The sequence below is a fragment of the Prevotella sp. KH2C16 genome (assembly GCF_900113305.1).
Taxonomy (GTDB): domain Bacteria; phylum Bacteroidota; class Bacteroidia; order Bacteroidales; family Bacteroidaceae; genus Prevotella.
In genome coordinates this window covers 110,660-123,507 of the sequence record NZ_FOOW01000009.1, presented here as the reverse complement: position 1 = coordinate 123,507, position 12,848 = coordinate 110,660, and the positions used below count along the sequence as shown (strand labels likewise).

General features: G+C 45.2%; 7 protein-coding genes and 1 pseudogene. 5 read left to right on the top strand and 3 right to left on the bottom strand.

What is annotated here, in order from left to right; all coding sequences use genetic code 11:
- Nucleotides 1-231, bottom strand: a pseudogene (locus BM114_RS08085) (DDE transposase); the annotation flags it as partial.
- 59 nt (nucleotides 232-290) lie between these two features.
- On the opposite strand from BM114_RS08085, the gene BM114_RS08080 reads away from it, so the two are divergent.
- Nucleotides 291-863, top strand: a complete 573-nt coding sequence (locus BM114_RS08080) for a TIR domain-containing protein (RefSeq protein WP_369808413.1) — start codon at nucleotides 291-293, stop codon at nucleotides 861-863.
- Nucleotides 864-1,215: 352 nt separating this feature from the next.
- Here the strand turns inward: BM114_RS08080 and BM114_RS08075 are convergent, their stop codons facing one another.
- Nucleotides 1,216-2,829: an endonuclease/exonuclease/phosphatase family protein gene (locus tag BM114_RS08075; RefSeq protein ID WP_255406467.1), complete on the bottom strand. Its 1,614-nt coding sequence runs from the start codon at nucleotides 2,827-2,829 to the stop codon at nucleotides 1,216-1,218.
- Nucleotides 2,830-3,652: 823 nt separating this feature from the next.
- On the opposite strand from BM114_RS08075, the gene BM114_RS08065 reads away from it, so the two are divergent.
- Entirely contained in the window at nucleotides 3,653-6,430 is a 2,778-nt protein-coding gene (locus BM114_RS08065; protein WP_092112250.1) for a TonB-dependent receptor, read from the top strand.
- Nucleotides 6,431-6,543: 113 nt separating this feature from the next.
- The gene (locus BM114_RS08060; RefSeq protein WP_092112248.1) at nucleotides 6,544-7,488 is read left to right on the top strand and encodes a metallophosphoesterase; all 945 of its coding nucleotides are present in this window, start codon (nucleotides 6,544-6,546) and stop codon (nucleotides 7,486-7,488) included.
- Between the two features lie 215 nt (nucleotides 7,489-7,703).
- On the opposite strand, the gene BM114_RS08055 is transcribed toward BM114_RS08060, so the two are convergent.
- Nucleotides 7,704-8,312, bottom strand: a complete 609-nt coding sequence (locus tag BM114_RS08055; protein WP_092112246.1) for an RNA polymerase sigma-70 factor — start codon at nucleotides 8,310-8,312, stop codon at nucleotides 7,704-7,706.
- Nucleotides 8,313-8,423: 111 nt separating this feature from the next.
- Here BM114_RS08055 and BM114_RS08050 point away from each other — a divergent pair, with 111 nt between their 5' ends.
- Both BM114_RS08050 and BM114_RS08045 read left to right on the top strand, forming a co-directional pair.
- Nucleotides 8,424-9,449 carry a FecR family protein gene (locus BM114_RS08050; protein WP_092112244.1) on the top strand — a complete coding sequence of 342 codons (1,026 nt, stop codon included), beginning with the start codon at nucleotides 8,424-8,426 and terminating at the stop codon, nucleotides 9,447-9,449.
- Nucleotides 9,450-9,512: 63 nt separating this feature from the next.
- Nucleotides 9,513-12,845, top strand: coding sequence for a SusC/RagA family TonB-linked outer membrane protein (locus BM114_RS08045; protein WP_177207080.1), 3,333 nt, complete (start codon nucleotides 9,513-9,515; stop codon nucleotides 12,843-12,845).
- Nucleotides 12,846-12,848 lie beyond the last annotated feature (3 nt).

Genomic DNA, 12,848 nt, shown 5'->3' with positions numbered 1-12,848 from the left:
ATTAACCTGACGGCTTTCTGTGAAACCATTAGGCTTAAGGTCATGCCACTCTTCTTCACGAGCGTCATTCTCGTCAAGATAGATATGGAGAAGGACACGCTCATCACTAGTCTCTTCAATAATGCCTGTGTGGTCTTCACGAACGTCTGTCACGTCAAAGAACTCAAGTATACCTTTGGGAAGAAGGTAACTGGCCAGAATCTTGTAATCAAATGCTGTTTGCTTACTCATGGGTGCAAAGTTAATGCATCTCATGAACTTTTAAGCATCAAACAAGAAAATATCGGCCTATACTACAAAATTATGCCACGGATATTTGCAACTGTGCCCATAAAACTTTTATTTCGTATAAATATAGTGAAGCTCAATCTCTAAGAGATAATATTATAAAAGTACTTGGAGATGATGCTAAGTATTACCAAGGGGAAACAAGTGATTCTCTTGATTTGACGGACACTTCTACTGAAAATATTAAGAAGAATCTAAAAGATATGATGTTTGACACCTCTGTCACAATTGTTATAATTTCGCCAAAAATGAAAGAGAGTAATTGGATAGATTGGGAAATAGAATATTGTCTCAAGAAAATATCAAGAAAAGATAGAACTTCCCAAAGGAATGGAGTTGTTGGAGTGATAATGAAAAGCAATGGAGGGTATGACTGGTTTAAACAGATTCAAACTAATTCTGATGGATGTCGGGTTAGAACTTATAAAACCGAAAAAGTATTTGATATAATAAACAATAACAGATTCAATCAACATCCTCAACAATACTCTTGTAATATATGTAAATGTATAGATGCCCTAACTGGTTCGTATATAGCTTTTGTAGAAGAAGATGATTTCTTGAAGAATCCGTAGTTTTATATTGACAATGCGTATGATAAGAGTGAAAACGATGCATCAGGTTATGATATTTCACCTACACGATAAAGGTCTTAATAAATATAAAAGTGATAACATCCAAGATGATTTCTAATCAATACTACTCAAATTAAAGAAACATTTTTGTACCATACGAATATAAAGCATTGATAATCAATATAGGATATATTTAGGAAGGTGAAGTAAGGATAGATAAATCTATATTGCTGCCTGAAAGTTGGATAATTTAATGTCCAACTTTCGGGTGCGCTTTAAAGCCTGCGTTGACAAAAGACATGTAAACACTGCAAAGAATAGCAGTATTAAGTTCCTCAGATTATCACCATTATTATAATTCCCTGTCGAGCCGTTTATTGCCTGCCGCATCGAACACTATCAGGCGAAGGCTTTCACCACGGCTCTGCAGAATGGCAATTGTACCTATGTCTTGACTTCCTAGTGACGGACTTCCACCTCCATACTGAGGGACAGGATTGCCTTTGACGCCTTTCTCGTAGAAATAATAGTTATGGGCATGTGCCACGATATCGATGTCGAATCCTGCCTTTTTCAGCAATGGCTCCCAAAGCGCAGTCCATGGATGGAATCCGTCAGTATAAACATCATCTTCACCCCAAATGGGGATATGGTTGAGGAGAATGTGGTGGTGTGCCTTGCGGAAAGCCTTGGATGAAATTTCCTTTTTCAGAAATTCCACCTGGTCTTTACGCAACTTCGAAAAGTCGTTAAGGCCATAATAAACCCATGTACTGTCTGGCTTGTCTTCGCTACAGTCGAGTACGACAAAACGCGTATTGCCCCATGTGAAAGCACCATAGGTCTTGCCTCCAAAGTTGCGCATGAGCGAAACAAGGCCTGCTGAATAAGCATTGCGTATCTCATGGTTTCCACGGATCAGTGTTGTAAAGCATTCCGAAGCATTAACTGCTGTCATGAGTTTGTTCACACGGACTATCGTATGTTCCTGTCCGTAGGGATCGGGTACGCAGTCGCCATTATAAAATCCAAAGTCAAAATGTGAGAACCCTTTTTGACGCACCACCTCTAGCAAGCGTTGCATCACATCATCGCGCTCGTGCAAGTCGTTCATGACAAAAGCCGTAAAGTCCTGAGTATGACTGGAAGGAAGGGTGAAACTATAGAACGGAGTTTTAACAGTATTGCCCAGTATCTTATAATATGCCTCATTAAGTTGCACCTCACGGGCACACACCCTGTAGTAGTATTTCACATCGCGTTGGATACCATCAAGCCGGATACTGTTCTCCAAGCCCAGACAAGGTTCCTGTCCAGCTAAGAGAGTTCGGGCACTCTGCAAATGCAAGGTATCAGTCCCATACTCTATCCAAGTAGACACTGGTGTCCGAGTCTGAAACATTACTGTAATCCCGTCATCGGTCATGTCCTGCAAGTATGGTTCGCCGAAAAAGAGCTTCTCCGGTGAAATACGGAACCGTATGTCAGCATAGACAGCCCGATGGTCTGATGCCTTGGTCTCGTCCATCATCCTTGTCTTTAGTTTTACTATACTCCTCGCGGCATTATTTTTGTATAAGGCAATATAGTCTATGGTCTTCACAGGCTTGTCTGCGGGCCATGTATGATGTGCTGTATCAGAGAGTAGGATGAAGTTCCGTCCCAGCCACTGCCCTGTTCTGCTGCCAGGTTCACAGTTAAGGTCTCCTGCCAGGAAGAAAGGCTTCCCGGTCTTCTCCGCCTCTCTGACAATGATCTGCAACGAGGCAATCTGGTCAGTATCTGTGACTGACAGATGGGTACCACAAAAAATATATTCCGAGAATTCCGCAATCATACATGTTCTGGCTTCCTCTGTTCCTGGCAGAGCAAGACGCCTTACGCGCAAAGGACGCTCTCTGGTCAGAATGCCCATTCCATGTTTACCTCCTTCGAAGGGAATGGCGGCAGAATAATAGCCATGCATCCCCAGCCACTAAGCATACTCACCGAGTAGAAAGCGCCCGGGTGTCCGCGTAGTCATACTGTCCACCTCCTCAATAGCAATAAGGTCGGGATTTATCCTCTCTATCAATGCAAGTTGTTTCTTGGAAGATAGCGTGTCTGAACTGATGCCCTTTCCATGCTGAATGTTGTAAGTAGCTATACGCAAAGTATTTCCATCCCTATCCTGCGCAAAAAGTGGCAGGCACAGCATCAATAGCATTGTAGACACCAGAAAAATGGCATAAAAATGTTTTGGTTTTCTCATTATATATATTATGGCAATATAAGGATAAATTTTGTGGGTGCAAAGTTAATGAAAAATTGATAATGAAAGAAAAGACTCTATTAAAAAATATGATTCCTTTAAGAATCTGAAGAATAGTATGGGACACAGAATGAAGCGTATATAAATTAGATGGAGCAGAAAAGTATTGGAAGCAGTTTAATACACAGAAAGTTAGGAGTAGTTTGATGGATGAGGCTCCATAGAGCAAAATGTTTAATTAGGTTTGTTTTTTGGTTTATATTCTGGGCTTGCTGATATTCAGTATAGAATATTTTTAAGAGGTGATGTAAGTAAGATATTACGGTAATAGAAGGAGGGAATGGCAGCTGCCACAGAGTGTCGGCGGCCATTTTTTTTATATATCATTGGGAAGGCATGGTTTCGACTTTCGAATATGCAGTGAGGCATGCATAAGCATCCCCAATCGATTGTTAGTGAATCTTAATAAGGATGACATGCCTTTTTAACATGGGCAGGCTATCTTTGTACTAAATTTTATAGAAAACAAATAGAATTTATGTTGAAAATGATGAAAGGCGTAATGATAGCAGTACTGATGTCAGTACACTGTCTTGTTTCATTTGCTGTTGAAGGGACTGTTAATCCCGATTTGGGTTCGATTAAGGGTTGGGTAATGGATGCCGACAAACAAACACTACCTGGGGCTACGATTACGATTGAGGGAATGAAAGTAGGGGGTACAAGCGATGTGAATGGTTACTACACTTTGCCTAATCTGAAGCCGGGGACCTATACGATTAGGATTTCTTATGTTGGCTATACGCCAATCACCCAGACGGTGAGCGTGAAAAAAAATGGAACGGTGGAGCAGAATTTTGTGCTCACGGAAGGTGCGGAACTTAGTGAAGTTACAGTGCTTGGGGCATTCACGGATCATCGCCGCGCTATCCAGCAGCAGAAAAATAAGATGGGGGTGGTCAATGTTGTTTCAGCCGATCAGGTGGGCAAGTTCCCCGATTCCAATATTGGCGATGCACTAAAGCGTATCAATGGAGTGAATGTGCAGTATGACCAGGGAGAGGCGCGCTTTGGACAGGTGCGCGGGACATCAGCCGACCTCACCTCGGTAACAGTAGACGGCAATCGGATTCCCTCTGCAGAAGGCGATACGCGCAATGTGCAACTCGACCTGATTCCTGCCGATATGGTGCAGACCATCGAGTTGAACAAAGTGGTGACTTCTGATATGGACGGTGATGCGATAGGAGGGGAGATTAATCTCATCACGAAGAATACTCCCAACCATCAGGTTGTTAGTGCCATGGTAGGTACGGGCTACAATTGGATCAGCGGAAAGCCACAGTGGAATCTGGGTTTCACTTATGGCAATCGATTTTTCGATGGTAAGCTCGGGATGATGCTGGCAGCTTCCTATCAATATGCTCCAGGCGGTTCGGACAATACGGAGTTCGAATACGATGTAGACGAAGGGGAGGTGGTTCTGACGAAGGGTGAGGTGCGTCAATACTATGTTACCCGCCAGCGTCAGAGCTATTCGGCTGCCTTCGATTACCGATTCAACATCAATCATAAGCTTACCTTCAAGGCCATCTACAACCGCCGGCATGATTGGGAGAACCGTTACCGTATAACATACAAGAAGCTGGACGAAAAAACCAGCAAGCAGAGCGTGGTGTTGCAAACAAAAGGTGGCGACGATAAGGACGACCGTAACCGACGCCTGGAACTCCAGCAGACACTTGACCTCTCGCTCGGTGGTGAGCATCAGCTGGGCACATTGGGAGTGAACTGGGGAGCTTCTTATTCGCGTGCCACCGAGGATCGTCCCAATGAACGCTATTTCGGCATCGCCATTAAGGATGCCCACAGCGAAGCATTTGAGGATGTGAACGGTGAACAGCCTTATTCCACGAAGCCTATCCCTGCGGTGAACAGCGATTGGGAGATTGACGAACTCACCAATTCTGACGAGAAGATTCGAGAAAACGAATGGAAGCTGAAGCTTAATTTTAATCTCCCACTTGGCGAGGGTGCCCGATACGGCGAACTGAGGTTCGGCGGTAAGTATGTGACGAAGAAAAAAGACCGCGAGACGCACAATTTCGATTATACCGACACCTACAACGAAGATTGGTATTCCCATCTGACTACACAAATCAGAGAGGGCTTCATGCCGGGAAGCCAATATCCTATCGGTACTCCGTTCGTAGAAAATGCCTATCTTGCTTCAATCGATTTCAGCCAGATGAAGGGCGAAGAGATACTGGAAGACGCAGCCGGGAACTACGATGCTCGTGAGAATGTTACGAGTGCTTATCTTCGCTACGACATCCGGCTGGGAAATCGCTCAACTCTTATGGCGGGTCTGAGAATGGAGAATACCCATGTGAAATACAGGGGTTTTAATTGGATTGTGGATGAAAAGGAAAACGAAAGTCTGGTTTCCACAGGCAGAGAGTCTAACAGTTACACCAACTGGTTACCAAGCCTGCTCTATAAATATGATGCGACCGACCGGCTTAAGCTTCGCGCCTCGTTCACCGAGACACTCGCACGGCCTAAATACTCGCATCTGATTCCCAATGTGAGCTACAATATGGCCGACCAGGAAGCAACGATAGGTAATCCCCATCTGAAGCCCACCACCTCCTACAACTTCGATGCGAGCGTAGAATATTACTTCAAAAGTGTGGGACTGGCCAGCCTTGGACTTTTCTATAAAGACTTGCACAATGTGATAGTTGAAGAGTCGTGGAAGGGTGGCGCAGCGGAGATTCCCACGGCAGACGATTATAGAATCTCCAAACCGGTAAACGGATACAACGCTTCCATCTTCGGTGTCGAAGTGGCTTACGAGCGCGACTTTGGTTTCATCACACCGGTACTGAGATGCCTCGGATTCTATGGAACCTACACCTATACGCACAGTAATACACGCGATTACAAGTTTGAGCATCGCATGGTGGAGCCGGGCGAAGATATCAAGATGCAGGGCACACCGGCTCATACGGGCAATGCGTCGCTCTATTTTGACAAATGGGGACTGAATGTGCGCTTGTCCTACAATGTGGCCTCCAGTTTTGTGGACGAGATGGGGACAGAGGCCGTTCTCGATCGCTACTACGACAGCGTGAACTACTTGGATCTCAATGCCAGCTATACTTTCGGGAAAAAAATCAAAACCACCTTCTTTGCTGAGGCCAATAACCTGCTGAACCAGCCCTTGCGCTACTATCAGGGAGATAAGAACCGGACCATGCAGGTGGAATACTACGGTGTAAGATTCAACTGCGGAGTGAAAATCAATCTTTAACCTGGCAGAGTGAATGAATAGTGAATTATAGTAAGAATTAGAAGACTCTTGCATACGGCAGCAGATTGGTACGATCAAGTTGGCCAGTTGTGCAGAAAGGGCAATAAGCAGATATGAAAAAAATACAATTGATACTGATAGCGTTCACGGTTTTCCTTTCTATCGGGGGCATTCATGCCCAGACACCGGCAGAATGGAAGCGGATGAAAGGCGATTTGACTTTCTATATGGTGAACGACAATGGCCGGAATGGATATTATGATCAAAAGCCCATTGCTGAGATGATGGGGACGATGGGCGAAACGGTTAAGCCCGAATGCATGGTTGCCGTGGGAGATGTACACCACTTCAATGGCGTGGTTTCTGTGAACGATCCCCTATGGCTGACCAACTATGAGCTGGTCTATTCCCATCCCGAACTGATGCTCGACTGGTTTCCCGTCTTGGGCAATCATGAGTATCGGGGAAACACTCAGGCCTGTCTGGACTATTCCCAGGTGAGCAGACGGTGGGTGATGCCGGCGCGGTATTACACCCGGGTGCTGGAGGACAACGGTGTGTCGGTGCGAATAGTTATGCTGGACACACCGCCGATGATAGAGAAGTATCGCCGCGACCGTACTACCTATCCTGATGCATACAAGCAAGACTATAAGGCACAGCTCGTGTGGCTCGACAGCGTACTGACGAATGCAAACGAGGATTGGGTGGTTTGTTTCGGGCATCATCCCATTTACGCAGAAACGCCAAAGAGCCAGTCAGAACGCACTGACCTTCAGAACCGTCTGTTGCCCGTGCTGAAGAAGCACAAGAATGTGGCGATGTATGCCTGTGGGCATATTCATAATTTCCAGCACATCCGAATGAAGGACGACCCTATCGATTATGTGGTCAATTCTTCGGCATCGTTGTCCCGAAAGGTGCACCCCATAGAGGGAACAGTATTCTGCAGCCCAGAGTCAGGATTCTCTGTGTTCTCCGCCTCAAAGACAGCATTAGTTATGTATATGATTAACAAGGAAGGAAAAATTCTGCACACAGTAACGAAAAACAGATGAGAAAGTATTAAGCTAATCATAAAACCAAGTTTCGCACGAAGGTCTCAGCTGAAAAAAAGGTTGACTCATAAAAGTCAACAAAAATGTATAATAGGAAGAGTAATCAATGAGACCTGTGTTCTGATAAAGTAATCTGGCTCTATCAGAATGAATATTTGGAAAATCTTGGGATAAGCAGGGATGTTTTGGGTCGGTCTGAAAACCTTTAGCGGATTTTAAGGACAGGGGAAATGCGCCAGCAAGATCAACGCAATGAAGAACTCTTTATCGCTTAGGGCATTCTTGAGAGTCTTGGTGGCGATGGTGATATGCTTTTCTACTGTTTTGACGGAAAGCCCCAGCTTTTCAGCGATTTCTTTATTCTTAAGTCCTTCCATACGGCTCAAGACAAAAACCTCCTTGCTGCGTTCAGAGAGGGAATCCAGTATTTCGTTCACTTGCTGGATAAGTTCCTCGTAGAGGAGGGTTTTGTCGGGTTGGCCAAGAAAATCCATATTATATAGCTCCTCGCCCTTGTGTTTGTTCACGAAGTCCGTTTTGTAGTCGTTGATTACAGCCTGATGCCGAAGTTCGCTGAGGCATTGGTTGCGAAGGGTCGTGAATAGAATGCCCGAAGGGGTGGCACCGAAGAAAGAGTCTCTCTTTTCATAAAGGGTTATCAAGGTATTCTGGATGACATCTCTCACCGTGTCTTCCTGCTTGAGATAGCGGATGGCAAAATTGTGCATGCGAGGATAATACACTTTGAAAAGATATTCAAAGGCACTCGATTTCCCCATTCGGATTTCGCGCATCAGTATCTCGGCATCCTCATATTTTGACATGGTAATATATGATATCTAATGCAAATTTATAAATTTATGGCGAATAAATAGAAAAAAAGAAACTTTTTCTTAGGTCTGCGTAGGGTTTTTGTTTCTTCAGGCATCATCATTATGAAACCAATCTATTATTTCATGACAGATATCCACAACCTACAGGACATATATACTCTGATGAAACGCTATTTCGAGGGCAAGACTTCGGAAGACGAGGATGGTCAGCTGGCAGATTTCGTCAGGGCAGACAAGTCCAACCGTGCTCTTTTCCGCCAGTGGGAAAAGGAGTGGGAGCATGCTTATGAGGTCTCTGGCAATACAAAGGAAGAATGGGAACTCATGGACGAGGCTCTTGAAGATGCAGCCCGGTTACAGAAGGCGAAGCGTCATCGTAGCCGTGTAATCCGCATGCGCTTGTTGCAGGCTGCTGCCATGGTCGCTTTCATAGCGATGTCCTCTTTCGTCACATGGCTTCTCCTGGAGAACAGAAATCCTGACTACTATGTGGCGAGCGTCCCCTATGGGAGCAAGATGAAGCTCATGCTGCCCGACAGTTCCGTGGTTTGGTTGAATGCGGGGAGCAGACTTACCTATGCCAGCAACTTCAACAAGAAAAACCGCCGTGTGTCATTGGAAGGCGAGGGGTATTTCGAGGTTACCAGACACGAGGGCAAGAAATTTGTGGTCCATACAAGCGGCTATGAAGTTACCGTCAGGGGCACACATTTCAATATACAAGCCTATAAAGACGATCCTTTCATTTCTACCTCTTTGTTGTCAGGCGAGGTTGAAATCGACCGGGCTGGAGAACGGCTTGTTCTCCAGCCCGGTGAGGTCGCGACCCTTGATGCGGCATCTGGCATTCTGTCCAAGTCCAGAATGGGCAATGAGCCGAATGCATGGATCAGCAACCGACTTAATTACAATGCAATCTCGATGGGCAATTTAGCAAGAATCCTCTCCCGTACCTATGCCGTGAGGATTCATGTCCTCTCTCCCGAACTATATAGGAAAAAATTCACAATCTCCCTACGGAACAAGGAGACCATCAACGATGTTATTTCCACCTTGCAGTCAATTGCGCTTTTCAAAGTAGAAAGAAAGGGCAAGGACATCTATATCAAGTCAATGCAGAAACCGTAATAAACATCATATAAACCTGAACTAAACTTAATAATTAAAACAAACCTAATTATGAATCTTATTATGAATCGAACCCAAACGAGGAAATGGCGTCTTATGGCACTTGCCATTCTATGCCTGTGTTCACTCGCTGCCGGTGCCCAGACAATCACCAAATCGTTTAAGGATGCGACCTTGAAGTCTGTTCTGGAAGAGATTGAGAGGCAAACGAAGTATTCGATAGCCTATGAAGCAGAAGAGGTGAATGTGAACAAGCGGATTACCGACGAATTTGAGGCAACACCTTTACGAAGAGTCCTTGAAAGAGTTTTGGACAAGGATCTTACTTTTGACATCAAGAATCGCATGATTGCGATAAAGAGAGCTCACTCTCCTCGGCAGACCCAACAGAGGCCTGTCGGTACACAGAAAAGAATAACAGGACGAGTAGTCGATGAAAAGGGAGACCCGCTCGTAGGGGCTGTTATCAAGTTAAAAGGCGAAGATGCAAATGCGGTAACGGACATTGACGGTAATTTCAGCCTTTTGGCAAGTTCAGGTAGTGAGCTCGAGATTTCTTATTTAGGGTATCTTACACAAACCATTTCCGTTAAGGATCGGGAAAATTTTAAGGTTGTTCTGAAAGAGAATGTGAACCAACTGGATGAAGTCGTGGCCATCGGCTATGGCACCCAGAAAAAGGTTACCTTGACGGGCTCCACCGCAACTACATCTGGTAAGATATTAGAGTCTAACTCATCGGTAAACCTGTCGCAAGGACTGGCAGGCCGGCTTCCTGGTGTCATTGTCAATAATCGCTCTGGAGAACCTGGCAATGATGATGCTATCATGTATATTCGTGGTCGCAGTACTTTAGGAGATAATAAGCCCTTGATAGTCATCGATGGTGTGGCGGGACGAGGTGATGAATTCGGCCGCCTGTCTGGTGATGAGATCGAGAGTGTAACAGTTTTGAAGGATGCCAGTGCTGCTATCTACGGTTCTCGTTCCGCCAATGGTGTCATTCTCGTTACGACAAAGCGTGGGCAAAAAAGCGCGAAGCCTACGATTATATTCTCTTATGATCTCGGTATGCAGCAGCCGACTCGTCTGCCCAAGATGGCGAACGCCGTGGAGTTTACGAAAGCTGTGAATGCTGACCAGGCTATAGAGGGCGACCCGCAATCTTATACGGACGAGATGATACAGAAGTATGCAGACGGCTCCGATCCTGTCATGTATCCGAATACCGACTGGTATGATGAAGTTATCAAGCCCCTTTCTTTGCAGCACAAATATGGGGTTACGGCACAGGGTGGAACTGAAATGTTTACCTATTTCGCCTCTTTGAATGGTCAGTATCAGGATGGTATCTATCGCAAGAGTGCTACAAATTATACACAGTATAACATGCGCACAAACCTTGACTTTAATGTAACCGACTGGCTTTCCATTGGGTTTGATATGTCTGCACGGGAACAGAATAAGCATTATTCGGCATTTCCAAGTGATCAGTCAGGTATCTTCTGGGTTACTTATAGGGCAAAGCCCACAAGTGCTGCTTATTTCCCGGATGGCAGATTGCGTGGGGGCTTGAATCCGGCCGTCATGGTTCAGAATCTGACAGGCTATGACCGTACGAAAATTCATACTTTAAATACGACTCTAACTGCAAGAATCAATCTGGATAAATGGATCAAGGGTCTATCGCTTGAAGGACATCTCGCTTATGATAAGACAAACAGCTACGAAAAGAACTGGAAGACTCCTTGGAACTATTGGTCTTACGATGAAGTGTCCGGGGAGTATACGGAGAGGACTTCTACCTATTGGCCATCGCCGTCTCTTGATGAGTATTATCGTGGCTGGCATAGTCTGACGCTGAACGGTCAGATTAACTATGACCGGATTTTTGCAAAGGACCATCATGTAAGCTTCATGTTTGGCGGTGAGCAAAACCAGTATCGTATAGATCGTTTTAGTGCCGGTCGCTCAAGCTTCGGATCGGACGCATTGGATCAGCTTTTTGCTGGGACAGCCGACCATAACTATTGGAGCAATACGGGCAATGCAGCGGAGACTGCACGCCGGAGCTTTTTCGGCCGTATAAACTACGACTATATGAGCAAGTATATGCTGTCGTTTATTTTCCGTTGGGACGGATCGGAAAACTTTGCCAAGGGTAATCGTTGGGGATTCTTCCCTGGCATTTCCGCAGGATGGCGCATTTCGGAAGAACCTTTTGTTAAAAAGGCATGGGGTAGTTGGCTCACCAACTTGAAACTTCGAGCTTCTTACGGAGAACAGGGAAATGACAACATCTCTGCCTTCCAGTATCTGACGACTTATAGCTACACGACTTCTACCAATTACTTGTATAATTATATCACTCAATTTGGCGGAGCAGATGCGAATATTATTATTCCTGGCATAGTCGGTAACCCTAATGTTACATGGGAGGTTGCGAAAACTTGGAATATAGGTCTCGACGGAAATATCAAGAATGGACTTTTCTCCTGGGAGTTGGAGTTCTTCCATACCCGTCGCTCAAACATTCTTGTTCAGCGTAATGCGTCGGTACCGGCTTATACGGGTCTGACCTCTTTGCCGGACGAGAATATTGGTATCGTTACCAACGGCGGTTTTGAGTTGCAGCTTTCACATCAGAAGCATGTTAATAGAGACTTTATGTATAGCATAGCGGCCAACTTCCTGTATGCAAAAAACAAGATAAAGTTTATGGATGAGACTCCGTGGGGCGAAGGCCATGAGTATTTGCAACAGACAGGCCATCCTATGGGTTCGAGTCTTTACTATCATGCTATTGGTATCTATCGTACGGAAGAGGATTTGAAGAATTATCCCTCTTACAGCGGTGCCACTTTGGGACAGTTGATTTATGAGGATATTGATGGGGACGACAAGATTACTACCTATGACCGGCAGCGGAGCGACTTGACAACTATCCCGCAGGTTGTCTTTGGTGTAACCTTTAATGCGCAATGGAAGAATTTCGATTTCATGATGCTATTGCAAGGTCAGGCCCGTGCCAAGTTCTACTATGAACCGCTCATAGACTATAACTTCAGCAACATCGACAGGGATGCAGCACTAAAAGCCTGGACGCTTGACCGCACCGACGCCGAATGGCCACGCATAGGAATACGCTATGGGGCTACCGACTTTTGGCACAAGGATGCTTCTTTTCTTCGCCTGAAGAATCTTGAGATAGGTTATACTTTCCCCAAACCCTGGCTGGCCTCGGTAGGTATTACGAATGTGCGTATATATATCGGTGGATATAATCTCTTGACATTTGACAAGCTGAAATATGTGGATCCGGAGAATAGTGATGTCAACATTCAGACTTATCCTCAGACGCGTATTTATAATGCAGGTATCAAAGTAACATTTTAATGG